Origin of the sequence: Halomonas sp. JB37 (genome assembly GCF_002332255.1) — a bacterium.
Lineage (GTDB): Bacteria > Pseudomonadota > Gammaproteobacteria > Pseudomonadales > Halomonadaceae > Vreelandella > Vreelandella casei.
Map to the genome: position 1 here is coordinate 336,347 of NZ_NRGW01000001.1, position 23,752 is coordinate 360,098.

General features: G+C 54.9%; 20 protein-coding genes, 3 rRNA genes, 1 other RNA gene and 1 pseudogene. 11 read left to right on the forward strand and 14 right to left on the reverse strand.

Features of this window, described 5'->3' with window-relative positions:
- Positions 1–71: 71 nt before the first annotated feature.
- The 3 genes and pseudogenes from CIK78_RS01700 to CIK78_RS01710 all read left to right on the forward strand — a co-directional run.
- The gene (locus tag CIK78_RS01700) at positions 72–815 is read left to right on the forward strand and encodes a Crp/Fnr family transcriptional regulator (protein WP_096276611.1); all 744 of its coding nucleotides are present in this window, start codon (positions 72–74) and stop codon (positions 813–815) included.
- Positions 816–862: 47 nt separating this feature from the next.
- Positions 863–1,393, forward strand: coding sequence for a hypothetical protein (locus tag CIK78_RS01705; RefSeq protein WP_096282225.1), 531 nt, complete (start codon positions 863–865; stop codon positions 1,391–1,393).
- A gap of 155 nt (positions 1,394–1,548) precedes the next feature.
- Positions 1,549–1,815: pseudogene (locus CIK78_RS01710) on the forward strand (short-chain dehydrogenase); the annotation flags it as partial.
- A 52-nt stretch (positions 1,816–1,867) separates the two neighbouring features.
- Here CIK78_RS01710 and rrf read toward each other — a convergent pair.
- The 3 genes from rrf to CIK78_RS01725 all read right to left on the reverse strand — a co-directional run bounded on the left by rrf (position 1,868) and on the right by CIK78_RS01725 (position 6,822).
- A 5S ribosomal RNA gene (gene rrf / locus CIK78_RS01715) occupies positions 1,868–1,983 on the reverse strand.
- A gap of 163 nt (positions 1,984–2,146) precedes the next feature.
- Positions 2,147–5,044 (reverse strand): 23S ribosomal RNA (locus CIK78_RS01720).
- Between the two features lie 245 nt (positions 5,045–5,289).
- A 16S ribosomal RNA gene (locus tag CIK78_RS01725) occupies positions 5,290–6,822 on the reverse strand.
- The 16S, 23S and 5S rRNA genes sit together here, the layout of an rRNA operon.
- Before the next feature lie 22 nt (positions 6,823–6,844).
- Between CIK78_RS01725 and CIK78_RS17730 the strand changes: the two genes are divergently transcribed.
- Positions 6,845–7,174, forward strand: coding sequence for a hypothetical protein (locus CIK78_RS17730; RefSeq protein ID WP_141393013.1), 330 nt, complete (start codon positions 6,845–6,847; stop codon positions 7,172–7,174).
- 250 nt (positions 7,175–7,424) lie between these two features.
- Positions 7,425–8,450, forward strand: a complete 1,026-nt coding sequence (locus tag CIK78_RS01730) for an aspartate carbamoyltransferase (RefSeq protein WP_096276613.1) — start codon at positions 7,425–7,427, stop codon at positions 8,448–8,450.
- On the opposite strand, the gene ruvX is transcribed toward CIK78_RS01730, so the two are convergent.
- The 7 genes from ruvX to CIK78_RS01765 form a co-directional block, all read right to left on the reverse strand.
- Positions 8,451–8,906, reverse strand: coding sequence for a Holliday junction resolvase RuvX (gene ruvX, locus CIK78_RS01735; protein ID WP_096276615.1), 456 nt, complete (start codon positions 8,904–8,906; stop codon positions 8,451–8,453). It lies immediately after the preceding gene.
- Positions 8,906–9,463: a YqgE/AlgH family protein gene (locus CIK78_RS01740; RefSeq protein WP_096276617.1), complete on the reverse strand. Its 558-nt coding sequence runs from the start codon at positions 9,461–9,463 to the stop codon at positions 8,906–8,908. The genes ruvX and CIK78_RS01740 overlap by 1 nt, the downstream gene beginning before the upstream one ends.
- Positions 9,464–9,534: 71 nt before the next feature.
- A complete protein-coding gene (gene gshB, locus CIK78_RS01745; RefSeq protein ID WP_096276619.1) occupies positions 9,535–10,491 on the reverse strand; it encodes a glutathione synthase in 957 nt (318 codons plus the stop codon).
- 89 nt (positions 10,492–10,580) lie between these two features.
- Positions 10,581–11,273, reverse strand: a complete 693-nt coding sequence (locus CIK78_RS01750) for a S1-like domain-containing RNA-binding protein (RefSeq protein WP_096276621.1) — start codon at positions 11,271–11,273, stop codon at positions 10,581–10,583.
- A gap of 124 nt (positions 11,274–11,397) precedes the next feature.
- Entirely contained in the window at positions 11,398–12,153 is a 756-nt protein-coding gene (locus tag CIK78_RS01755; protein WP_096276623.1) for a 16S rRNA (uracil(1498)-N(3))-methyltransferase, read from the reverse strand.
- A gap of 3 nt (positions 12,154–12,156) precedes the next feature.
- Positions 12,157–12,657, reverse strand: a complete 501-nt coding sequence (gene secB / locus CIK78_RS01760; protein ID WP_096276625.1) for a protein-export chaperone SecB — start codon at positions 12,655–12,657, stop codon at positions 12,157–12,159.
- A 41-nt stretch (positions 12,658–12,698) separates the two neighbouring features.
- Positions 12,699–13,121: a rhodanese-like domain-containing protein gene (locus CIK78_RS01765; protein ID WP_096276627.1), complete on the reverse strand. Its 423-nt coding sequence runs from the start codon at positions 13,119–13,121 to the stop codon at positions 12,699–12,701.
- A 202-nt stretch (positions 13,122–13,323) separates the two neighbouring features.
- Between CIK78_RS01765 and gpmI the strand changes: the two genes are divergently transcribed.
- The 3 genes from gpmI to CIK78_RS01780 all read left to right on the forward strand — a co-directional run bounded on the left by gpmI (position 13,324) and on the right by CIK78_RS01780 (position 17,532).
- Positions 13,324–14,916 (forward strand): 2,3-bisphosphoglycerate-independent phosphoglycerate mutase, encoded by a 1,593-nt coding sequence (gene gpmI, locus CIK78_RS01770; protein WP_096276629.1) that lies wholly within the window; start codon positions 13,324–13,326, stop codon positions 14,914–14,916.
- Complete coding sequence (locus CIK78_RS01775; RefSeq protein WP_096276631.1) at positions 14,917–16,062, forward strand: peptidoglycan DD-metalloendopeptidase family protein; 1,146 nt, start codon at positions 14,917–14,919, stop codon at positions 16,060–16,062.
- 159 nt (positions 16,063–16,221) lie between these two features.
- Entirely contained in the window at positions 16,222–17,532 is a 1,311-nt protein-coding gene (locus CIK78_RS01780) for a S41 family peptidase (RefSeq protein ID WP_096276633.1), read from the forward strand.
- Here the strand turns inward: CIK78_RS01780 and CIK78_RS01785 are convergent.
- The 4 genes from CIK78_RS01785 to CIK78_RS01800 all read right to left on the reverse strand — a co-directional run bounded on the left by CIK78_RS01785 (position 17,529) and on the right by CIK78_RS01800 (position 22,109).
- A complete protein-coding gene (locus CIK78_RS01785; RefSeq protein WP_225734528.1) occupies positions 17,529–18,824 on the reverse strand; it encodes a UbiH/UbiF/VisC/COQ6 family ubiquinone biosynthesis hydroxylase in 1,296 nt (431 codons plus the stop codon). The two genes, CIK78_RS01780 and CIK78_RS01785, sit on opposite strands and share 4 nt — an antisense overlap.
- A 25-nt stretch (positions 18,825–18,849) precedes the next feature.
- Positions 18,850–20,079, reverse strand: coding sequence for a 2-octaprenyl-6-methoxyphenyl hydroxylase (gene ubiH / locus CIK78_RS01790; protein ID WP_096276635.1), 1,230 nt, complete (start codon positions 20,077–20,079; stop codon positions 18,850–18,852).
- 90 nt (positions 20,080–20,169) lie between these two features.
- The gene (pepP, locus tag CIK78_RS01795; RefSeq protein WP_096276637.1) at positions 20,170–21,510 is read right to left on the reverse strand and encodes a Xaa-Pro aminopeptidase; all 1,341 of its coding nucleotides are present in this window, start codon (positions 21,508–21,510) and stop codon (positions 20,170–20,172) included.
- Positions 21,511–21,530: 20 nt separating this feature from the next.
- Positions 21,531–22,109 carry a YecA family protein gene (locus CIK78_RS01800; protein WP_096276639.1) on the reverse strand — a complete coding sequence of 193 codons (579 nt, stop codon included), beginning with the start codon at positions 22,107–22,109 and terminating at the stop codon, positions 21,531–21,533.
- 158 nt (positions 22,110–22,267) lie between these two features.
- Between CIK78_RS01800 and CIK78_RS01805 the strand changes: the two genes are divergently transcribed.
- The 3 genes from CIK78_RS01805 to CIK78_RS01815 all read left to right on the forward strand — a co-directional run bounded on the left by CIK78_RS01805 (position 22,268) and on the right by CIK78_RS01815 (position 23,472).
- Positions 22,268–22,567, forward strand: a complete 300-nt coding sequence (locus CIK78_RS01805) for a cell division protein ZapA (protein WP_096276641.1) — start codon at positions 22,268–22,270, stop codon at positions 22,565–22,567.
- A 53-nt stretch (positions 22,568–22,620) separates the two neighbouring features.
- Positions 22,621–22,804, forward strand: a non-coding RNA gene (gene ssrS, locus CIK78_RS01810) — 6S RNA.
- Between the two features lie 38 nt (positions 22,805–22,842).
- Positions 22,843–23,472 carry a 5-formyltetrahydrofolate cyclo-ligase gene (locus CIK78_RS01815; RefSeq protein WP_096276643.1) on the forward strand — a complete coding sequence of 210 codons (630 nt, stop codon included), beginning with the start codon at positions 22,843–22,845 and terminating at the stop codon, positions 23,470–23,472.
- Positions 23,473–23,752: the final 280 nt, after the last annotated feature.

The following is a 23,752-nucleotide window of genomic DNA, read 5'->3' on the forward strand; positions in this document are numbered from 1 at the left end:
TAGCCATATTTTTGTAGTATTGAGCAAAAACAGGAGAGAGAAATACTTGCTCTCTCTTAAAGGGACACGTTATGGGCCATGAAAAAAGCTGTATTATCAGTCACTTTAGCCACTATTGCTCGCTAACCGATGAGGAGAAACAGCTGCTCATCAACCTCGAGGAAAGCCCTACTGAGATTAAGTCAGGCACGCTACTTTGGGAGGTGGGCGATACCGCCAATGAGTTCTGCACGTTGAAAAGCGGCTGGGCCTATTCTTATCGTCACCTTGAAAACGGCGATCGACAAATTCTTGAAGTATTTTTGCCTGGCGATATTATTGGGCTAAGCGAGTTTGCATTCTCGCAACGGCTTGAGAGTGTGCGCATGATTGAGGATGGCGTTATTTGCCATTTCCCGCATAAGCGCATGCTGGAAATATTTCGTCAGTCGCTGCCACTCACATCCGTTATGTTTGCCATTAGTAGCCGCCAGCAGGCACTGCTAACCGAACGGTTGATCACCCTCGCTAGACGCAGCGCTCGTCAGAAAATGGCCCATTTTCTTTACGAGATGTTTCTGCGGCTGCGCCAAACTAACCCGGATATTAGCAACCAGTTTCGCCTACCGCTTTCACAAGAGCAGTTGGCCGATGTGCTTGGCCTCAGCCCGGTACACGTTAGCCGCACCTTCACCGCGCTCAGTGATGATGGGCTGGTCTTTCGCGATCGCCATCATTTAACGATTCCGGACTTACAAGCACTCAGCGACGAAGGTGAGTTTGACAACTGCTATCTCAACGACAACGTCCGGCCCCTATTAGGGGACGCTGTATAATGTCTGCGATTCACCCTCTGCGCTCTTGCTCGATAACGCTTGCTACTATGACGGCCATCACATGGATGGCCGCTACGCCCTTGGCAAACGCGGTGACGTTTCATACCGATGACATGCAAAGCCATGAAGATTGGCAGTCAATGACACTCTCGCTGGATGGTGAACAGCACTATCGTGCGGTTGAAGCCTCTAGCTACTCGGACGCGATGCTGAGCCTAAACGCGACGGCTGGCATATGCGATCTACCGTGGCTAGAAATGCGCGTCACGCTTGATCAGCAGCAGGATGAGAGCCGCACGGTGAACTTAGTACCCTCTCGGCTACGCATCGATGAGCAGCCGGTGATAGATACCATGGCCGAGTTTATTACCGAACGCGGCGACGATGGATTTTACGCACATTTTTACTTAAGCGACTTAACGACGTTAATGGCCGATATGCGTCAGGGTGAGCAGCTGTTTCTTGGCTTTGATCAAGAAGACCGAGAGCCTTGGTACATGACCTTTAGCTTGAAAGGAGCCGACACGGCCATTAATCATATGCTTGGCCAGTGTGAAGGTGCGGGTGATTCTAAATAATCGCGGCAGAGCGTTGTACTCAATTAACGCCCCTGACTGATCACGCCATTCTCTCGACAAACTCTGCACATGACGTTTCAATGGAAGCCTTGATCTAGCGGACATTCAAAGGCCTCTCATGTTTAGCTTGCTGCCTCATCACTATACGGCGCTGCTACCGTGCCAGCAAAGCAGCACACAATATGCTGTTCAAAACCGCCGCCATAGAACTTAAGCGGCTTAACAAACAGACGGTCGTACTTTGCCTGCATCCAGGCACCACCGATACCGCCCTCTCTAAACCCTTTCAGGCAAGAGTGCCTAGCGAAAAGCTTTTTAGTCCCGCATTTGTAGCCGAACAGCTGCTCGCGGTGATTTCACAGAGGACTCCCGATGACAGCGGAAGTTTTTGGGATTGGAATGGTAAGCCTATTGAATGGTAATGCAAAAAAAAATCCCCCGGGGCATGTGCCCTGGGGGATTTTTCGTATAAGTGCCTGACGATGACCTACTCTCGCATGGGGAGACCCCACACTACCATCGGCGCTAAGCGGTTTCACTTCTGAGTTCGGCAAGGGATCAGGTGGTTCACGCGTGCTATGGTCGTCAGGCGTAACTGGTCGTATATCATGCTGATGTGATCGTTTCTTGCTGTCGTGCCGCCTGCTTGTTCACTCTTGATGAGTGGGCTGGGCCACACGCTGCGTATCCGGCTTTTTTTTGATGCGTTAACATCATAACGTTATCACTGCGACCAGACCCCTTGGGTGTTATAGAGTCAAGCCTCACGGGCCATTAGTACACGTTAGCTCAACGCCTTGCAGCGCTTCCACACCGTGCCTATCAACCAGCTGGTCTCGCTGGGCCCTTCAGGAGGCTCTAGGCCTCAGGGATGTCTCATCTTGAAGGGGGCTTCCCGCTTAGATGCTTTCAGCGGTTATCCCGTCCGACCATAGCTACCCGGCAATGCCACTGGCGTGACAACCGGAACACCAGAGGGTCGTCCACTCCGGTCCTCTCGTACTAGGAGCAGCCCTTCTCAAACATCCAACGCCCACGGCAGATAGGGACCGAACTGTCTCACGACGTTCTAAACCCAGCTCGCGTACCACTTTAAATGGCGAACAGCCATACCCTTGGGACCGACTTCAGCCCCAGGATGTGATGAGCCGACATCGAGGTGCCAAACACCGCCGTCGATGTGAACTCTTGGGCGGTATCAGCCTGTTATCCCCGGAGTACCTTTTATCCGTTGAGCGATGGCCCTTCCATACAGAACCACCGGATCACTAGAACCTGCTTTCGCACCTGCTCGACGTGTCTGTCTCGCAGTCAAGCACCCTTATGCTCTTGCACTCAATGCACGATGTCCGACCGTGCTGAGGGTACCTTCGTGCTCCTCCGTTACTCTTTAGGAGGAGACCGCCCCAGTCAAACTACCCACCACACACTGTCCTCGATCCGGATAACGGACCTGAGTGAGAACGCCAATGATGCCAGGCTGGTATTTCAAGGTTGGCTCCCTTCGAACTGGCGTCCAAAGTTCAAAGCCTCCCAGCTATCCTACACAGGCAACATCAGCGTCCAGTGTGAAGCTATAGTAAAGGTTCACGGGGTCTTTCCGTCTAGCCGCGGGTACACCGCATCTTCACGGCGATTTCAATTTCACTGAGTCTCGGGTGGAGACAGCGTGGCCATCATTACGCCATTCGTGCAGGTCGGAACTTACCCGACAAGGAATTTCGCTACCTTAGGACCGTTATAGTTACGGCCGCCGTTTACCGGGGCTTCAATCAAGAGCTTCGCCTTGCGGCTAACACCATCATTTAACCTTCCGGCACCGGGCAGGCGTCACACCCTATACGTCCTCTTACGAGTTAGCAGAGTGCTGTGTTTTTAATAAACAGTTGCAGCCACCTGGTATCTTCGACCGGTTCGGGCTAGGAGAGCAAGTCTCTTCACCCTACGCCGGCGTGCCTTCTCCCGAAGTTACGGCACCATTTTGCCTAGTTCCTTCACCCGAGTTCTCTCAAGCGCCTTGGGATTCTCTCCCTGACCACCTGTGTCGGTTTGGGGTACGGTCGCACATGATCTGAAGCTTAGAGGCTTTTCCTGGAAGCGTGGCATCAGTGACTTCCTGACCGTAGTCAGTTCATCTCGTGTCTCGGCTTTAAGATCCCGGATTTTCCTAAGATCTCGGCCTACTCACTTTCACCAGGACAACCAACGCCTGGCTCACCTAGCCTTCTTCGTCCCCCCATCGCAACCATGTCCGGTACGGGAATATTAGCCCGTTTTCCATCGACTACGCCTTTCGGCCTCGCCTTAGGGGCCGACTCACTCTGCTCTGATTAGCATCGAACAGAAAACCTTGGTCTTCCGGCGAGGGAGTTTTTCACTCCCTTTATCGTTACTCATGTCAGCATTCGCACTCGTGATACCTCCAGCAGACTTCTCAATCCACCTTCATTGGCTTACACGACGCTCCTCTACCGCGCATCATTATCGAAATAATGACGCACCCGTAGCTTCGGTACCTGGTTTAGCCCCGTTACATCTTCCGCGCAGGCCGACTCGACTAGTGAGCTATTACGCTTTCTTTAAAGGATGGCTGCTTCTAAGCCAACCTCCTAGCTGTCTAAGCCTTCCCACATCGTTTCCCACTTAACCAGGATTTCGGGACCTTAGCTGACGGTCTGGGTTGTTTCCCTTTTCACGACGGACGTTAGCACCCGCCGTGTGTCTCCCACGCTGTACTCACCGGTATTCGGAGTTTGCCTCGGGTTGGTAAGTCGGGATGACCCCCTAGCCGAAACAGTGCTCTACCCCCGGCGGTAATACGTGAGGCGCTACCTAAATAGCTTTCGAGGAGAACCAGCTATCTCCGAGCTTGATTAGCCTTTCACTCCGATCCACAAGTCATCCAAATCTTTTTCAACAGATCCTGGTTCGGGCCTCCAGTTGATGTTACTCAACCTTCACCCTGCTCATGGATAGATCGCTCGGTTTCGGGTCTATATCCAGCGACTGTGTCGCCCAGTTAAGACTCGGTTTCCCTACGGCTCCCCTATACGGTTAACCTCGCCACTGAATATAAGTCGCTGACCCATTATACAAAAGGTACGCAGTCACAGAACAAGTCTGCTCCTACTGCTTGTACGCACACGGTTTCAGGATCTATTTCACTCCCCTATCCGGGGTTCTTTTCGCCTTTCCCTCACGGTACTGGTTCACTATCGGTCAGTCAGGAGTATTTAGCCTTGGAGGATGGTCCCCCCGTCTTCAGTCAAGGTTTCTCGTGCCCCGACCTACTCGATTTCACATGATCAGATTTTCGACTACAGGGCTATCACCTGCTACGGCCAGACTTCCCAATCTGTTCGCCTAATCATTCACATGCTTAAGGGCTGGTCCCCGTTCGCTCGCCGCTACTAGGGGAATCTCGGTTGATTTCTTTTCCTCAGGGTACTTAGATGTTTCAGTTCCCCTGGTTCGCCTCTTACACCTATGTATTCAGTGTAAGATACTGACCTTATGGTCAGTGGGTTTCCCCATTCAGAGATGTCCGGGTCACAGGTTGTTGCCACCTCACCGAACCTTATCGCAGGCTACCACGTCTTTCATCGCCTCTGACTGCCTAGGCATCCACCGTGTGCGCTTCATTGCTTGACCCTATAACCCGAAGGAGTCTGGTGTCTCGCAATGATAACGTTCATTTGCCGGATACGTATAAAACGTATCACAATTTAAGAACCCACCTTGCGGTGCGTTCTTGTCAGCATGATATACATTGTTAAAGAGCGACTGCTATAAGCAGTGATAAGACAACGCCGGAGGCGGCTGGCTTATCACTGCTCATCAACAGCATTTTGATCAGGTAATTCATTGTGGACGCTTACTAACTGTGACGCATCGTTTAAGGAGGTGATCCAGCCGCAGGTTCCCCTACGGCTACCTTGTTACGACTTCACCCCAGTCATGAACCACACCGTGGTGATCGCCCTCTTGCGTTAGGCTAACCACTTCTGGTGCAGTCCACTCCCATGGTGTGACGGGCGGTGTGTACAAGGCCCGGGAACGTATTCACCGTGACATTCTGATTCACGATTACTAGCGATTCCGACTTCACGGAGTCGAGTTGCAGACTCCGATCCGGACTGAGACCGGCTTTAAGGGATTCGCTGACTCTCGCGAGCTCGCAGCCCTTTGTACCGGCCATTGTAGCACGTGTGTAGCCCTACCCGTAAGGGCCATGATGACTTGACGTCGTCCCCACCTTCCTCCGGTTTGTCACCGGCAGTCTCCTTAGAGTTCCCGACATTACTCGCTGGCAAATAAGGACAAGGGTTGCGCTCGTTACGGGACTTAACCCAACATTTCACAACACGAGCTGACGACAGCCATGCAGCACCTGTCTTATAGTTCCCGAAGGCACAATCGCATCTCTGCAATCTTCTATAGATGTCAAGGGTAGGTAAGGTTCTTCGCGTTGCATCGAATTAAACCACATGCTCCACCGCTTGTGCGGGCCCCCGTCAATTCATTTGAGTTTTAACCTTGCGGCCGTACTCCCCAGGCGGTCGACTTATCGCGTTAACTTCGCCACAAAGTGCTCTAGGCACCCAACGGCTGGTCGACATCGTTTACGGCGTGGACTACCAGGGTATCTAATCCTGTTTGCTACCCACGCTTTCGCACCTCAGTGTCAGTATCAGTCCAGAAGGCCGCCTTCGCCACTGGTATTCCTCCCGATCTCTACGCATTTCACCGCTACACCGGGAATTCTACCTTCCTCTCCTGTACTCTAGCCTCACAGTTCCGGATGCCGTTCCCAGGTTGAGCCCGGGGCTTTCACAACCGGCTTATAAAGCCACCTACGCGCGCTTTACGCCCAGTAATTCCGATTAACGCTTGCACCCTCCGTATTACCGCGGCTGCTGGCACGGAGTTAGCCGGTGCTTCTTCTGCGAGTGATGTCTTTCCTAATGGGTATTAACCACTAGGCGTTCTTCCTCGCTGAAAGTGCTTTACAACCCTAAGGCCTTCTTCACACACGCGGCATGGCTGGATCAGGGTTGCCCCCATTGTCCAATATTCCCCACTGCTGCCTCCCGTAGGAGTTCGGGCCGTGTCTCAGTCCCGATGTGGCTGATCATCCTCTCAGACCAGCTACGGATCGTTGCCTTGGTGAGCCATTACCTCACCAACTAGCTAATCCGACATAGGCTCATCCAATAGCGGGAGCCGAAGCCCCCTTTCTCCCGTAGGACGTATGCGGTATTAGCCTGGGTTTCCCCAGGTTATCCCCCACTATCGGGCAGATTCCTATGCATTACTCACCCGTCCGCCGCTCGTCAGCATCTAGCAAGCTAGATCTGTTACCGCTCGACTTGCATGTGTTAGGCCTGCCGCCAGCGTTCAATCTGAGCCATGATCAAACTCTTCAGTTTACAATCATTGTGATCCTTACTCGTGTCTTCCGAGGAAAACACAAAAGCGAATCAAACTTGGCTCAAGGTTCAAACGAATTCATTCAAAACGGATCAAAAAGGCAATGCCTTTAAAACCTTATTGCTTGAGTCGCTTGCCTTGATATTGGGTGATTTGTCACCAACATCAGCAAGCGCCCACATGAATTACCTGATCAAATTGTTAAAGAGCGTTTCGCTGTGGCTATCGTGTTGTGATAGCGGGCCAACCGTTGAACTGTTTGGCCTCAGCGAGGAAGGCGTATTCTACGCACTTCCGAGTGTTTGTCAATCGGCAATTTCTGGGGCCGATTCGGGAAACATTTTTCGATGACCTGAAAACGCTAACCTGCTGACAAACCGAAGGTTTTCACCTTCATCCACCGCTGGTAACGCTAGGCGTCCCCGGCAGCGGATGCGTACTTTACGGACTCGCTAACGCCTTGGCAAGGGCTATTGAAAAATAACTGTAAAAAGAATGATTGGGCCGTTATTTGTTAACTGACATTCGTAGGTAAAACCCCTTCGGCACACCCCTCATTGGCGGTTACACTAGCCTATCTACCACCCTGCCGAGGTCCCTTATGAGCCACCATCTGCTAACTGTCGATTCATTAAATCGCGAAAGCGTTGATCACCTATTACGCGTCGCCGCGCGCATGGAGCCGATTGCCCAGCGCCGCCAGGTGACACGCGTATTAGAAGGGGCGGTACTCGGGAATCTGTTTTTTGAAGCCAGCACCCGCACACGGGTAAGCTTCCATACCGCTTTTTGTCGCTTGGGCGGCAGCGTATGTGACACGACCGGCTTTACCTTCTCATCGATGGCAAAGGGGGAGTCGCTTTACGACACCAGCCGCGTAATGAGCGGCTACTGCGATGCTATCGTGATGCGCCATCCTGATCAGGGCTCCGTCGCAGAGTTTGCGGCCGCGACCAATGTACCAGTCATCAACGGCGGAGACGGCCCTGGCGAACATCCCAGCCAAGCGCTGCTGGATCTTTATACGATTGATAAGGAGTTTCAGCGTCTGGGGAAATCGCTTAGCGGTGCGCATATTCTGCTGACAGGCGATTTAAAGTACGGCCGCACGGTGCATTCACTGATTAAGCTGCTGTCACTTTATGATCCGCTGCGTATTACTCTGGTGTCACCGCCAGGCCTGGAGATGCCTTCACGACTCATTGATCTAGTTGCATCGCGCGGTCACCGCATTGAGCAGCGTGAGTCATTGGCCAATGACTTTGCAGACCTGGACGTGGTTTACACCACGCGCATTCAGAAAGAACGCTTTACCGACGAAATGAACGAGAGCTTCCAAGGGCTCTCCGATGATTTTATGGTCAATCGCGATTTTCTCGATCAGCGTTGCGGCCAGAGCACCATCGTGATGCATCCGCTGCCCCGCGATAGCCGCCCTGGCGCCAATGATTTGAATGTAAATCTTAACGGCGACCCGCGGCTGGCGATCTTTCGCCAAACAGATAACGGCATTCCCATGCGTATGGCAATTTTCGCAACGCTGCTAAAGGTTGACGAACTGATCGAAAAAGATCTGCGCCCCGTGCGCTGGTATGTTCCAGCCCAAGTAGGCACGCTGGATCGCTAGTTACAAGGAAAGACGCCCGCCAGGCAAGCCTTCCTGGTGGGCAAACCAACCTTCAAGAATAAGAATAGCGGCAATACCATCGACACTGTCTTGACGATAGTTGCCTTTATGGCCTGCCTCGCGAGCGATCGTTTTCGCCTCCCGCGTAGTGCCGCGCTCATCGACCATTGCACACGGTTTACCGAAGCGGCCGTGTAAACGATTACCAAACTTGCGAGCGCGAATACTCATCTCCGACTCGGTACCGTCCATATTAAGCGGCAGACCTACCACTAACAGGTCCGGCTGCCACTCATTGAGCAGCCGCGCAACGATGTCCCAGTCTGGAATGCCCGCGCGCGCCGTGAGAGGTGTCAACTCACGGGCGCTACGCAATAGCTCATTGCCCACGGCAACGCCAATGCGCCGGGTTCCATAGTCAAAGGCAAGCACTAAGCGTTGGCCCTCATCGGCCATTACGCGTGCCCCGCATCTCGAGTCATCAGATTAAGGTCTACGCCTAATAAGCCAGCTGCGGTCGTCAATCGCTCGACCGGGGGCGTGTTAAACAGCACGTGGTGCTGGCCTTCTACGGTCAACCAGGAATTTTCTTTTAGCTCATCCTCAAGCTGCCCAACGTCCCAGCCCGCACAGCCTAGGCAGACTAAAAACTGCTCAGGACCATCGCCATCGGCGAAAGCCTGCAAAATATCCAGCGACGTGGTGAGAGCAATGCCATCTTCCACCTGAACACTAGAGTCCCACTGCTGGCTATCGCCAACGTGCAGAATAAAGCCACGGTCTTTGTGCATGGGCCCACCGTAATAGACCGGCGCATTACGATGCGGACTTGCGTCACCACCCAGCTCTAATTGATCAAATAAAGCTTCCAGCGTGATCTCCAGCGGGCGGTTAGTAATCACCCCCATACAGCCGTTGTCATCGTGATCGCAAAGATAGATAAGGCTACCGGCAAAATTAGGATCTTCTAGATGTGGCATGGCCATGAGAAAATGATGTTTCAAACTTTGCATGCGTCTCCCACCGCCTGCCGGGGCTCCAGCAGGCGTAGCGTAATAAATGAGTTAGAGGGTGCAGCACTGATTTAGGCTAAGCGACGCTCGATGGCATCCAGCAGCAAACCGACAATATTCGTACCGCGTTGATCGTCAATCTCACGCACGCAGGTGGGGCTAGTGACGTTGATTTCGGTAATATAATCACCAATCACATCTAGTCCAACGAACATTAATCCCTTCTCCCGGATCATCGGCTGTACCTGCTGAATCAGCCAGTGGTCGCGCTCGGTTAGCTCACGGCTAACGCCACGCCCGCCGGCAGCCAAATTGCCGCGGGTTTCGCCCGCCGAGGGGATGCGCGCCAATCCATAGGGCACCGGCTCGCCATCAACGAGCAAAATGCGCGTATCACCGTCTTTAATTTCGGGCAGATAGCGCTGCGCCATAATTTGGCGCTGACCCCGCAAGGAAAGCTGTTCAATCACGGCGCCAATATTGCGACCTTCTGGGCCAATATGAAAAATGCCCGTGCCACCCATGCCGTCAAGCGGCTTGAAAATCACATCGCCATGCTCAGCGTGAAAGGCGCGCAGCACATCATCGCGGCTGGCTACAATGGTGGGTGCGCAGCACTGAGGGAACTGCTGAGCAAACAGTTTTTCGTTGCACTGCAAGAGCGCCGCGGTGGGATTCACTACCAGCACGCCGTCACGCTCAGCAAAACCCAGCAGGTGTACCGCATTGGTAAAATCGGCATCCACCGGCGGATCTTTACGCATCAGCACCACATCCAGCTCGACTAAGGGAAGAGCAGAAGGCTCACCTAAGTCGTACCAGTGGTCGGGATTACGGTGCACGGTCAAAGGGCGCATCCGCGCGTAGGCTTGCCCTGCGTTTAAGAAAAGGTCTTCCTGCTCCATATAGTGCAGGATATAGCCACGCTCTTGGGCGGCCCACAGCATGGCAATGGTCGTATCTTTCTTATAAGCGATGTCGCTGATGGGATCCATCACAACGCCGAGATGCAAATTTGAGTGGCTCATCGGGCATTTTCCAAACATAAACAATTGACGCTCAGTATGCCGTACTGCCCGTCCGGCTCCAACTGTCCCAGCTAACTACTCGCTAAGAACTACTCGCTAAGAGCACCGGGCACTAAGCGAATAGCATCAGGTTCTAAGGTAATCAGTTGCTGCTTATAAAGACGTCCAATCGCTTGTTTAAAAGCGCTTTTGCTGACGCCTAGTCGGGCTTTAATTTCATGTGCCTCACTTTTATCACCCAAAGCCAAATAGCCGCCACTCTCACGCAGTGCCTGAATAATTTTATCGCCGACGATATCTAAGCGCGCGGCACCTGGCGGCAGCAGCGAGATATTCAAGCGGCCATCTTCTCGACGTTGCTTAACATAGCCTTTAACGGCTTGGCCACGGCGCAATGGCTGGGTAACGTCATCTTGATAAATAAGTCCCCAGTAGCGGTGGTTCACAATGACTTTCATGCCCAGATCGGTGCGCTCGGCCACCACCACGGCCACTTCATCGCCTTTTTCTAGCGCCCAAGCGTCATCGGTCAAAAAACGATCAAGTTTCATGGTAGCCACTGGCCGACCCTGATCATCGCTGTACAGCATGACCAGAACACGCTTACCGGGATCAGGGCGAAAATGTTGCTCGCTAAACGGTAGCAACACATCTTTAGGCTGCCCCCACTGTAAAAAAGCACCGACGTTATTAACGGCCGTTACCGTTAGGTATGCCACCTCACCCAACTGGGCGGATGCATCGCTAGCGGATCGAGGAGAGGAGTGTGACTCGCGGACCATGGGGAACGTCCTTCAGAAAATAGACCAGGATGACGGTGTCTTAGGGAGTAAGCTAAAACGCAAATATTGGGGATCAATAAGCCATTATAGAGGATAACTAAAGGCTATAATCGAAAGTGAGTACTTACAAATCTCCAAAATAGTGCTGGAGAAGAGAAAGCGCCACGACGGGGGCGGTTTCCGTGCGCAAAACGCGCGGACCAAGCGTTAAGGGCGTAAAGGAGGCGGCCTGTGCGGCGGCGATGTCGCTGTCACTCAAACCGCCTTCTGGGCCGATCAGCAGCGCCACCGCAGCGGGCCGACTGTGCTGATCAAAGGCATTGCCCGTAGCCAAGTGCAGCATCAAGCGCAGCGGCTCTTGGCGCTCTTCCAGCCATGACGACAGCGCCATTGGCGCATGTACGCAAGGCACCACGGCGCGCCCACTCTGCTCACAGGCACTGGCAGCAATCGCCTGCCAGTGCGCCTGCTTTTTATCTTCACGATCGCCTTTCAAACGCACATCACCACGCTCTGTGTAGAGCGGCGTGATGGCCGCAACGCCCAGCTCAACGGCCTTTTGGATGGCATAGTCCATGCGATCCCCTTTAGAGATCGCTTGACCTAAATGCACCGTTAACGGCGACTCGCCGCTGCCCGCCCACACGGCCTCAACATGCGCCAGCGTCTGCTTACGACTCACCGCCGCCAGCCGTACGCCAGCCTCCTGCCCATGGCCGTCAAACAGCACCAGAGGCGCGCCTTCGGCCATGCGCAATACCCGAGTGACATGGCGAGCAGGCCCTTCAGGCAATGCAACGTCGCTGCCTACTACAAAAGCAGCAGGCACATAGAGACGCGGCATTTTGCCATGCTGGGCGTACCAGTCAGAGGCGTGCATCGCTTAGTGCGTATTCTCAGCGGCTTGCTTAGCTTCGCGCTGTTTGCGCTGGGCGTACATTGCTTCGAAGTTAACCGGTGCCAGCATCAGCGGCGGGAAGCCGCCACGGTTGACCAGGTTATCGACGCACTCGCGGGCGTAAGGAAACAGCAGGTTCGGGCAAAAAGCACCCAGCGTTTGTTCAAGCTGCGCGCCTTCAATCCCGGCAATGCGGAATAAACCCGCTTGCTCAACTTCCGCTAGGAAAGAGGTAGTGCCGGTTTCGTTGTCGTTGACCTGGGCTGTCACTTTGACGACTACTTCGTACTGATCATCGGCAATTTTAGTGCTAGTCGTATTAAGATCCAAATTGACCTTCGGCTTGAACGACTGTTTAAACACCGACGGAGAATTAGGCGCTTCAAACGAAATATCTTTTACATAAATGCGCTGCAGCGAAAACTTAAGCTGCGGTTTTTCATCAGCTGCGGCACCAGCCTGCGGGGTGTTGTTATCTTCCGCCATGAGAAAACTCCTGATTATTTATTAAATAAAGATAGCAATGCTTACTTTTTAACCACTGGCAGGCCATCGCCTTGCCACTGCGCCATGCCACCCTTCAACTTAAAGGCTCGCTCGAAACCAGCTTTCGCAAGCTTGGCCTGCGCGGCACCCGAGCTCTGGCCGTGCTTGCACACCACAATGATCGGCTGGGCTTTGACTTTTTCCAGTTCGTTCATGCGGCTATCGAGGTTGCTTTGCGGAATATTGCGCGCCCCCGCGATATGCCCGGCTTTGAAGTCTTTGTTTTCACGGATGTCCAGCACCACCGCGTCTTCACGGTTAATGAGCTGAGTGGCCTGGGTTGAGGTCAACGCATTGGTGGAAGCACTGCGCGTTTCGTAGACAAGCCACGCTATCAGTACCAGCAAAAATGCCCCAACGAGCAGGGGGTGGTTCTGTACGAATTCGAACACTTGATCGATCATCGCGAACACAATCTCTTGGTCAATGCAGAAAAAAGCGGCCTAACCGCTGCCAAAACGCGACAAGTATACACGTCCGATAGCTTCCCGCGCAGGCCTTGATCATGACGCCTGGCAGTTGCCTGCGTTATGATGCCCCAAGCGTGCGCCCGTCGCGACCCTGAATTATCGAGTCGGTCGACTTGCCAATCCTAACGAGGTTTTCATGGACACTTCTCGCACCCCGCGCCCAGTGGCGCTGATTATTCTTGACGGCTACGGCCACAACCCTGACAGCGCCCACAATGCGGTGGCGTCTGCCGCTACCCCGGTGATGGACAAGCTTTGGGAAAATCGCCCCCACGCCTTCGTTCATACCGACGGTCTTCACGTAGGTTTACCCGACGGCCAAATGGGTAACTCTGAAGTCGGGCACATGAATATTGGTGCTGGGCGGATTGTTTATCAGAACTTCACTCGCATCAGCAAAGCGATTGAAGACGGCGACCTAGATTCAAACGACAACCTCACGCAGCCAATTGATGAGGCCGTCGCGAATAATCGCCCGGTACACTTAATCGGGCTGCTGTCTCCGGGCGGCGTGCATAGCCACGAAGGCCACTTTATCGCACTGGCCGAGCTCGCTGCTCGGCGCGGTGCTCAGCGTATTTTTATCCACGCCTTTCTCGATGGCCGCGACATGCCACCGCAAAGTGCCCTGCACTCCATTGAGCGAGCCAATGCCCGTCTAGCCGAGCTGGTGGGCGCTGACAACGGCTTCGTCGCTTCAATTATTGGCCGCTTCTTCGCCATGGATCGTGATAATCGCTGGGAACGCGTTGAGCAAGCTTATCGCTTGCTAACAGATGGGCACGCCGAGCATTACGCTTCCAGCGCCGAAACGGCGCTACGCGATGCCTATCAGCGCGGCGAAACCGACGAGTTTGTATCAGCCAGCAGCATACCGCTCAAAGACGGCTCCAAAGATAATGCAGTTACTCTGCAGGATGGCGATGCGGCAATTTTTCTTAACTTTCGCGCCGACCGCGCGCGCGAATTAACCCGCGCCTTTGCCGAGCCCGATTTTAAAGGCTTCGAGCGTCGGGCTTGCCCTAAGCTTGCCGGTAAAGGGCTGGTGATGATGACCCAGTACGCGGCGGATATCCCAGCGCCTGCGGCGTTTCCGCCGTCTGACCTCAGCGATACCTTAGGTGAAGTGGTGGCCAAGCGCGGCTTAACGCAGCTGCGTATTGCCGAAACCGAAAAGTATCCGCATGTCACCTTCTTCTTTTCCGGTGGCCGCGAAGATGCGTTTGATGGTGAAACACGCACTCTCCTGCCCTCCCCGCAGGACGTTCGTACTTACGACGAAAAGCCTGAAATGAGCGCCTATGAGATTACCGAAAGGCTCGTAGAGGCGATTGATGGCGGCAGTTTTGATCTGATTATCTGTAACTATGCCAATGGCGATATGGTTGGTCACACCGGCGACTTTGACGCCGCGGTGAAAGCCATTGAAACGGTCGACATATGCGTAGGGCGCGTGGTTGACGCTATCGAGCGCGCGGGCGGCGCCTGTTTAATTACCGCCGATCACGGCAATGCCGAGCAGATGGTGCATCCGGAAACAGGCGCTCCCCAAACCGCGCATACTACCTTTGTGGTACCGCTTATCTACGTCGGCGAGCGGGCGGCCTCGCTGAAAGAAGGCCGACTATGCGATCTGGCACCCACACTGCTCAAGATGATGAACCAATCCCAGCCCGTAGCGATGACCGGCAAACCATTAATTCACTTTCAGTCTGACACTCAGCAATAAATGCAGCGTACACGGCGATATTCGGCAGTCGTTGCCCTGCTTGCGCTGTGCTATGCGCCAGCCGGATTGGCCCAGCAGGATGAAAGTACGGCGCGCCAGCAGCTCGATGCGATCGGTCAAGAGATTAAATCGGTTGCCGAGCGCCTTACCTCGACAGGCCAGGCGCGAGAGAGTGCCGAACGTGAGCTGCGTGAAGTCGAAACAGAGCTTGCCGCAACGCATCAGCGCTTAGACACCCTGCAGGCCGAGCGGCGTCAGCTTAATGACGAAACGACCCAGTTGCTTGAGCACCGTGGCCGGCTGGAATCTGAGCGCGCCAGTCAGTATGCCGCGCTTGGCCAGCAGCTTTCTGCGCTTTATCGCCTGGGCCCAACGCCACAGCTCAAGCTGCTGCTTAATCAAGGCAATCCCGCTGAGCTTGACCGTATGCAGGCGTATATGAATCGTCTGACCGAGGCACGCAATCGCCGGTTAAGCGACATCGCGCGTCTTGATACTGCCTTGGCTGATACTCAAAGCGCGTTAAGTGAACGCCAAGACCGCCTTGATTTGCTCGCCGAGGAGCTAGAGGATCAAAGCGCGCTACTCGCTCAGCGCACCACCGATCGCCGCGGCGTTGTTTCCAACTTGGATGACCGCTACGGTAGCGAAGAGGAGCGGCTGGCGGACCTCAACCAGAGCCGTGAAGAAGCGGAAAGCGTTCTGCGCAATATCCAAGCCGAGATGGCAAAGCTTGCTGAACCAACGCCAACTACGCATATTGTGAGTACTCGGGGCGACTTGCCGTGGCCAGTACAAGGCTCCATCAGCAGCGATTTTCACTATCGCGATGGCGTGCACTATAACGGTATTGTGATTCAAGCCAGCGCCGGTACGCCGGTGACGGCCGTTCACTCTGGCCGCGTGGTCTTTGCTGACTGGATGCGGGGGTTTGGTAACCTGTTGATTATCGATCACGGCGACCAGATCATGACGCTACACGCTCACTTACAGCAGTTCAGCGCAAGGCCGGGACAGCAAGTCAACCGAGGTGATGAAATTGGCCGTGTTGGCGATAGCGGTGGCCAGAGTCGTGCGGCGCTTTACTTCGAGGTTCGCCGCGGCGGCGAACCAATTAACCCTCAGCGTTGGATTGCACGCCGCTGACGGGATAAGCTGCATAACGATTGACTATGTCAGCTATCGTTTTAACGATAGCTTGTAACAACGGTTTTTAATGACGATTTTAAACGACAGTTTTCAACTATAGCTTTTCCACTACAGGGTGGCGCGCTACGGCGCTACCTATCGCCTTGCGGAGTCTGCATGACGCTATCTGTTATCGGGGTATCAGCCCCCGCCAAGCGTTTCTTGGCCACCCTGCTCCCGATTGCTTTTTTGTCGGTTCCGCTACCGTTGTTCGCTCAATCCAGCGCTAGCGGGGCGAACCAAAATGCCGGCGACACGCTGCCATTAGAAGAGATTCAGACCTTCGCCGAAGTGTTCGAGCGTATTAAGCGCGCGTACGTTGAAGAAGTGGATGATCGCACGCTGCTGCGTAACGCCATGCGAGGCATGCTTAGCGAACTGGACCCGCACTCGGCCTACCTGGATGAGGAGGAGTTCCAAAGCCTGCGTGAATCGACTCAGGGCGAGTTTGGCGGCATTGGGATTGAAGTCGGCATGGAAGATGGCCAGCTCATGGTGATTACACCCATTGATGACACGCCCGCCTCACGCGCGGGGCTGCTGTCTCGCGATATTATCGTCGCCATTGACGGCACGCCCACCGCGAATCTGTCGCTACAGGAGGCGGTGACGCTAATGCGCGGCGAGCCGGAAAGCGAGCTGCGTATGAGCATACTCCGTTCAGGGGAAGACACTCCGCGGGAATTCATCCTAAAACGTGAAATTATTCGCAGCGAAAGCGTTAAACATGAGCTGCTTGAGTCTGGTTATGGCTATCTTCGCATTAGCCAGTTCCAGTCGCGCACTGCGGAACAGGCTCGCGACGCATTGGCGATGATGGCCCGTGAACAGCCGCTAGAAGGGCTGGTGCTCGATTTACGTAATAATCCTGGCGGAGTGCTTCAGGCTGCCGTAGGTATTGCCGACCTGTTCCTGGATCAAGGGCTAATCGTGTATACCGAAGGGCGTCTCTCGGATACCGCCATGTCGTTTTCCGCCTCTTCCAACACCCCCTCTGGCGATATCCCGCTGGTGGTGCTGATCAACGGCGGCAGCGCCTCGGCCGCCGAGATCGTGGCGGGTGCGTTGCAGGACCAGCGGCGCGGCATCATTATGGGAACCGACAGCTTTGGTAAAGGGTCGGTGCAGCAGATTATGCCACTGGGTAATGGTGAGGGGCTAAAGCTCACCACCGCGCTTTATTACACCCCTAATGGGCGCTCTATTCAGGCCCAAGGCATTGAGCCTGACGTCGAAGTCGTCCGCGGGCGTTTAGAAGTCGCCGAAAGCCGTCGTGAAATTCGCGAGGCGGATCTTGACGGGCATCTAAGCGCTCAACAGGCACCGCGTGACCGCCAAGAAATGGCCGAGCGCCTGCTTGACGACTATCAGCTCAGCGAAGCGCTTAACCTGTTGAAAGCACTTAACGTGGTTGATCGCCGCCGCTAACGACAGCTCAGTGGTAGGCGGCCCCGCTCTCCGGTCGCCTGCCGCATTAGCATCCGCTTTAAAGGCACTTGCTGATTCATACCACTCATGCCCAGGTTGCGCGCCAGCGTCAACACAGGATGATGACTGCCAAACAGCACTTTAAATCCCTTCATCAACGCCAGCATGGCAGCGTTATCAAAGCGCCGCCGGCGCTCATAGCGCTTTAGTGTGCTTATCGCTCCCCAAGGTGCGCCGCGCTGCCAGGCATGCACGACCTCTTCAGCCAGTACCGCGGCATCCATAAGCCCCAAATTGACACCCTGACCTGCCAGCGGGTGAATGCTGTGGGCAGCGTCACCGACCAGCGCAAAATGCTCTTGAACATACTGACGGGCATGGCGCTGCACAAGCGGAAAACGATGCGCCTGATCGCAGACCGTAACAGAGCCTAGGCGGTAGCCTAACGCTTGGGCCAGCGTATCGCCCAGCGCTGATCGAGAGCTGCCGCACAGCTCAGCTGCATGCTCCGGGGTTGTCGACCATACAATTGAGCAGTAGCGATCGTCGCCCGCCACCGTTAAGGGCAGAAACGCTAGAGGACGACCATCGATAAACGCTTGGCGCGCCGTACCGCCGTGCGGCTTAGCACACTGCACGGTGGTCACCACCGCGTCTTGCTGCATAGCATCGCTAGCCACTTCAATGCCGGCCATTTCGCGCAGTGACGAATGCGCGCCATCGGCCGCTACGATCAGCGGGGCGTGTAGTTGGCGCCCGTCATCCAGCACCAGCCAATCCCCACCGGTCTGCTTGTCGGCCTTCTGATTAGCGCGTTGCAAGGCCTCAATACTGACACCAAAAAACGTCGTAACGTTAGGATGATCGACCACATGGCTATTGAGCGCGGCTAGCGTGACCGCATTTTCCACAATATGCCCCAATACCAGAACACCCGCCTCATCGGCCGAAAACGCAATGTCACCGCTACCCTCAGCATCCCAGACCTGCATACCGCGATAAGGCGTTATCCGGGTTTGCTGCATCGCAGGCCAAACCCCTAAATGCGTCAACAACCGCTGTGAAACCGGCGTTAATGCGCTGACTCGCGGGGCGGGCAGCGCGCTAGCTGCCTGCTTCAGACTAATGGGCGTGGACAGTGCTTCAACAAGCGCCACCCGCATGCCTGCTTGAGCCAACAGCGCGCAAAGCGCGGTGCCGACCATGCCGCCACCGACGATAACGGCCTCAAACTGCTCAACCCGCGGCGCTTCTGGTGCAGCATTCATCTGCCATGCCGTGTTCGTGTGCATCGTTTTGTGTTCCTTGTTTGCGGCACTAGCGCTCTAAGCCCATCGCGCGTCTCGCAAGGCTGCGACGCAGCGGCCCGATGAGGTTCAGGCCAATTAGTCCCGCAGCGCGAGCGTGGGGCAGTAGCGGAAACGAAAGACCAAACAGCCGCACTAGGCCATCACTAAACCGGATCACGTTAGCGCGATCTTGGGAGCGCTGCTGCTCGAAGGCTAGCAGAGTCGTTATGTCGCCCAATGGCCGCTGATCAAGCGCGCCTTGTGCTAGCGCATCGACTAGATCCATGACTCCGCGCAGCGCCAAATTAAATCCCTGGCCAGCAACCGGATGCAGCGCGTGAGCAGCATTACCTAATACCGCAAGCCCTGGGCGAACCGGCTCGTCAGCAGTCACCAATGAAAGAGGATAGACGTGACGAGCCCCCACTCGGGTAAAGCGCCCTACGCGATCGCCGAAGGCATGCTGTAATTGCAGCAGAAATTCACGCGCAGACAGCGCCAGCCTTGCTTGCTCGCTACCGCTGGGGTGCGTCCATATCAGCTCCATCGCCTGCCCAGGAAGCGGTAGCAATGCCATAGGGCCCAGCGGTGTAAAGCGCTCGTAAGCAACGCCTTGATGGGGCTGGCTAACACCCACATGAGCAATTAAGGCGGTTTGCTCATACGATTCGCGGCGACTGCCGATGCCCAGCTGCTCTTTAAGTCCCGAGCGGCCACCGTCAGCAAGCACCGTTAGCCCTGCCGTTAATTGACTACCATCGGAAAGCTGCAAATGATGCCCGCCCGCCACAGGCGTAAGCTGCTCAACCGTGGCGGGGCAGTGCCAGGCTAACGGCAGCTGAGTAAGATGCTGATGAAGTACACGCCCCATCCATGCATTGGGTATCACATGGCCAAGCGCGGCAATGCCCAGTTCATCGGCGCTTAGCCGCGTCGCGCCTAAGCGGCCGCGCTCACTGATGTGGATACGCCGTATCGGTGTTGCCTCGCGACGCATCGCCTCCCAAACACCCAGCTGCTGAAAGCGCTGCGCAGAACCTTCCGCAATAGCGCTGGCGCGAGCATCAAAGCTGGGCTGCCACTGCGTTTCCAACGGTTTCGCCGGTAGCGGAGCAGATTCGACAATCGCTACCCGCCAGCCATAGCGCTCTATCAACGGTGCCAGGGCGCAGCCTAAGCTTGCACCGACCAACCCTCCCCCGATGATCACAATGTCATGGGTCAATGGTTGCTCAGCCGCTGAATCAGACTGCTGCATTGGCTTTCCCCTCTCACTATCGCCACCCAAAGGCAACTAATAATTCGTAACGTAAATTACATAAAGGCTATTATAAAAAATTTGAATTGCTTAACTCTTAGCCATTAATGCTTCAATTTCATTTACCTGTTTAGGCACATCGACCGTCAGCACTTCGTGACCATCGCTTGTCACCACCACGTTGTCTTCAATGCGAATGCCAATACCGCGAAAGGCAGCAGGGATGTCGTTATCGCTAGGTATGTAAAGGCCTGGCTCAACGGTAAGCACCATGCCAGCCATCAATGGCTGGGGCGTCTGTTCGTCTAACCGATAGGCCCCGACATCGTGCACATCTAGGCCTAGCCAGTGTGACGTTGAATGCAGATAAAAACGGCGATAACTCTCGTCATCAATGCGCGCCTGAACCTCTCCATCCAGCAAGCCCAACGCTATTAGCCCAGCCGTTAAATCGTGCACCACGCCAGTGTGAATATCTGCGAGCGATACTCCCGGCCGTATAGCGTTCACGGCCTTTTCTTGAGCGGTTAATACTACTTGATAGAGTGCTCGCTGAGCGTCACTAAATTGCCCGGTGACGGGAAACGTGCGGGTAATATCCCCAGCGTAAAGATCGAATTCGGCACCGGCATCAATGAGTACTAAAGACTCATCGGCGAGCGGCGCGCTGTTCTCAATATAGTGCAGTACACAAGCGTTGGCGCCGCTGCCGACAATCGTGCTGTAGGCGGGGCCGCTGGCGCCTTGCCATACAAATTCATGCTCTAACTCGGCCTGTAGCTGATATTCACTCAGCCCAGGCCGCGATACCTGCATGGCACGCCTATGGGCGCGGGCGGATATCAGCGCCGCATGACGCAGCAGAGCAATCTCCGCCTCGCTTTTGATCAAACGCATGGCATGAATCAACGGGCTCACGTCCAGCCAGCCTTTTAGCGGCGGCTTTCCGCGTCTCAGCCCTGCCTGTGCTGACATCAACGCATCTTCTGCAATGGCCACGGCCTCGGCGCTGTCTAGAGGTAAATAAAGCAGCTCACGCTCGGCTAACAGCTCGGGCAGCCGTTCATCGCGGTCAGCGTTTTCGAACGCCTGATCAATCCCATGCTCTGAGATCACGCCGGCAGCGCCCAAGCGGCGCCCTGTCCACGCCTCCAGAGTAGGATCCCGATCCTGACAGAACACCACACTCTCGTTGCCCGCTTTTCCGGGGAGCAGCAGCAATAGCGCATTGGGCTCACGAATGCCGGTGAGATAGTAGAAATCGCTGTTCTGACGAAAGGCGAACTCACTGTCGCGTGACCGGGTCATTAGTCCGGCACCTACAAGAATAACGGCGGCGTTATTCGGCAGCTGGGCCATTAAAGCGTCACGGCGTCGGCGATATTCAGCCACGCCTATCGCAGATGGCCGAGGTAACAACTCAGGCAGCATAAAGCCTCCAAGCAGCAGAATTAATGAACGGGTGCGTCAGTTTGTTCTACTTGCGGCATGCCGGGATGCTGCTCGGTATAAAGCAGCATAGCAGCCATGCGGGCATGCTCGGTAAGCGCAAAAAGATCATTTTCGTTTTCGGGGCTGTCGTCGATATCGGTCTCCATTCGGCCGACCCCCTCTAGGTCCTCAATTGCCTCGCACAGCGCTTGCGACCAGCGCTCGCGAAGCTCGTTATCGGCCACTTCATCGACCACTTCGATAAAGCCTTGCGTCCATTCTTTAAGCCCCTGCGCCTGCTCTCCTAAAGAGAACAATTCATCAGGCAGCAGCGGCGTGTAATCCAGATCGCTGGCGCTTAAGGCCTCCAACGTTTGGCGCCGCCAGCCTAGTAGGCGCTCGGCGCTGGCAGGATCACGGGGCTGTTCAATGCCCAGACTCTGGCAAACCTCTTCAAGCCATGTCGCTGCGCTAACATCTCGCAGTGCTAGCAAAGCGCAAAGGCGGCCATCTAAAAATGCCGGCGACTGCATGCTGCCATGCAGTAAGAAAACATCCGCTACGTCAGAGAAATCCTGGCGCTCATCAATCAATGACATCGTTTCACGTGCTCCACTGGATAGGTTGGGATCGTATTGGCGATAGTGCTTACGCGTTGACCGCGTACAAGCGCCTCTCTTATAGTGAGCGACGTCTATCTTCCTATGCTGTGATGTTAACGCATTGGGCCCCTTGCTGGCCCGTGCTGGAGTCTTTGATGAGTAACGCCAAGCGGCCAACCAAAGAAATAACCCTGTTAGGGCGCGGTTATGTCATTGCCTGCGACACGGGCCAAGAAGCCAAACTGGACCGTGCCGCGCGCTACCTAGATCGCGCTATGCAGGGCATTAATGCGCAAAGTAGCGCCTTGGGAAGTGAGCGTGTTGCTATCATGACAGCGCTCAATATTACCCACGAGTTGCTCGAAGCAATAGATGAGCACCGTGCTGGCGAAGCGAATCTTAATCGCCTCAACGATCGACTTGACCAGGTGCTCGCCAAAACCCGTCAGCGCTAGTTAACGTTTTAACCAACACTTTGGCATTAGCCACGGCTCTGTTAGGATGACGGAGTTCTCTGGGGTGTACGCCAGTCGTTATAGTCCCTCGAGCCTATGCGCAGTACCCAGGGGGCCAAATGCTAGCCAGACCCGTGTGCATGTCCGTGCGTCGGAAAGCCTGACGGTCTGGCTGCGGCCACCCACCTTGAACCAGTAGGTTCAGGGCCAGAACGGCAGCGGCACCTTGGAGAACACCTCTGTATGAGCGTAAAGATATAGGGGAATAGCGGTTTATGAACAATCTCCATCACGCTACCGCACTACCCGACGTTGATAAGCGCGCACTACGTCGCTTTTTACGTCATCAGCGCAATGCCCTTTCCCAGCAAGAGCAGCGTGTTGCGGCACAACGCCTGTGTGATCAGCTTAAAACCCTGCCTGAAGTTCGCCGCGCGCGACGCTTAAGCCTATATCTGCCTATTAACGGCGAAATCGATCCAACCCCGCTCCTTGCCTGGTTACGCAAGCGCCATGTGGATGTGTACTTGCCCGTTTTACGGCCATTTAGTGACAATAATCTTTGGTTTGTTGCCTACCGCTCGGACACTCCCATGATCAAGAACCGCTTTGGCATTTGGGAGCCTGACCAGCGATTTAGCGCCAAGCGTTGTAATCGCCTGCCCGCCTGGGCCTTAGACACGCTCATCGTGCCGCTGGTAGGGTTTGATGCCCAGGCCAATCGCATGGGCATGGGTGGCGGCTTTTATGACCGCAGCTTAGCGTTCATGCACCGCCCCGGCCCTTCACCAGCCCTGATCGGCGTCGCCCACGCGTGCCAGCAAGTCGCTTCGCTGCCGATTGAACCCTGGGACGTGCCTTTAAAGGCCGTGGTGAGCGACAAAGGCTGTGTACGCCGTCGATAAACTGCCATAAAAAAAGCTGATTCTGTCAAGAATCAGCTCATATGCTGCCTATCAACTGCACCTTGTCGGTTAACGGCGCTGCTGCAAAACGCTGTGGATTAACTTCCCGACAACGCCTGCGCATAACCCGTGGCGAGCACTCCTAATGCAAACACCACCATCAACGCCATCACCATATCAGGCTTCTTCCGCCGCATGCCGCTTCTCCAACACCTTTACTGTCACCGAATGTCTTAAACCTGCCCTCTATTTCCGATCAAAACGTCGTGGCAGATTCGAT

What these genes read in the sequence shown, in the direction of transcription:
- CIK78_RS01700 (WP_096276611.1), top strand. Translation starts at nt 72, where the DNA reads ATGGGCCATGAAAAAAGCTGTATTATCAGTCACTTTAGCCACTATTGC.
- CIK78_RS01705 (WP_096282225.1), top strand. Translation starts at nt 863, where the DNA reads ATGACGGCCATCACATGGATGGCCGCTACGCCCTTGGCAAACGCGGTG.
- CIK78_RS01730 (WP_096276613.1), top strand. Translation starts at nt 7,425, where the DNA reads ATGAGCCACCATCTGCTAACTGTCGATTCATTAAATCGCGAAAGCGTT.
- ruvX (WP_096276615.1), bottom strand. Translation starts at nt 8,906, where the DNA reads ATGGCCGATGAGGGCCAACGCTTAGTGCTTGCCTTTGACTATGGAACC.
- CIK78_RS01740 (WP_096276617.1), bottom strand. Translation starts at nt 9,463, where the DNA reads ATGCAAAGTTTGAAACATCATTTTCTCATGGCCATGCCACATCTAGAA.
- gshB (WP_096276619.1), bottom strand. Translation starts at nt 10,491, where the DNA reads ATGAGCCACTCAAATTTGCATCTCGGCGTTGTGATGGATCCCATCAGC.
- CIK78_RS01750 (WP_096276621.1), bottom strand. Translation starts at nt 11,273, where the DNA reads ATGGTCCGCGAGTCACACTCCTCTCCTCGATCCGCTAGCGATGCATCC.
- CIK78_RS01755 (WP_096276623.1), bottom strand. Translation starts at nt 12,153, where the DNA reads ATGCACGCCTCTGACTGGTACGCCCAGCATGGCAAAATGCCGCGTCTC.
- secB (WP_096276625.1), bottom strand. Translation starts at nt 12,657, where the DNA reads ATGGCGGAAGATAACAACACCCCGCAGGCTGGTGCCGCAGCTGATGAA.
- CIK78_RS01765 (WP_096276627.1), bottom strand. Translation starts at nt 13,121, where the DNA reads ATGATCGATCAAGTGTTCGAATTCGTACAGAACCACCCCCTGCTCGTT.
- gpmI (WP_096276629.1), top strand. Translation starts at nt 13,324, where the DNA reads ATGGACACTTCTCGCACCCCGCGCCCAGTGGCGCTGATTATTCTTGAC.
- CIK78_RS01775 (WP_096276631.1), top strand. Translation starts at nt 14,917, where the DNA reads ATGCAGCGTACACGGCGATATTCGGCAGTCGTTGCCCTGCTTGCGCTG.
- CIK78_RS01780 (WP_096276633.1), top strand. Translation starts at nt 16,222, where the DNA reads ATGACGCTATCTGTTATCGGGGTATCAGCCCCCGCCAAGCGTTTCTTG.
- CIK78_RS01785 (WP_225734528.1), bottom strand. Translation starts at nt 18,824, where the DNA reads ATGCACACGAACACGGCATGGCAGATGAATGCTGCACCAGAAGCGCCG.
- ubiH (WP_096276635.1), bottom strand. Translation starts at nt 20,079, where the DNA reads ATGCAGCAGTCTGATTCAGCGGCTGAGCAACCATTGACCCATGACATT.
- pepP (WP_096276637.1), bottom strand. Translation starts at nt 21,510, where the DNA reads ATGCTGCCTGAGTTGTTACCTCGGCCATCTGCGATAGGCGTGGCTGAA.
- CIK78_RS01800 (WP_096276639.1), bottom strand. Translation starts at nt 22,109, where the DNA reads ATGTCATTGATTGATGAGCGCCAGGATTTCTCTGACGTAGCGGATGTT.
- CIK78_RS01805 (WP_096276641.1), top strand. Translation starts at nt 22,268, where the DNA reads ATGAGTAACGCCAAGCGGCCAACCAAAGAAATAACCCTGTTAGGGCGC.
- CIK78_RS01815 (WP_096276643.1), top strand. Translation starts at nt 22,843, where the DNA reads ATGAACAATCTCCATCACGCTACCGCACTACCCGACGTTGATAAGCGC.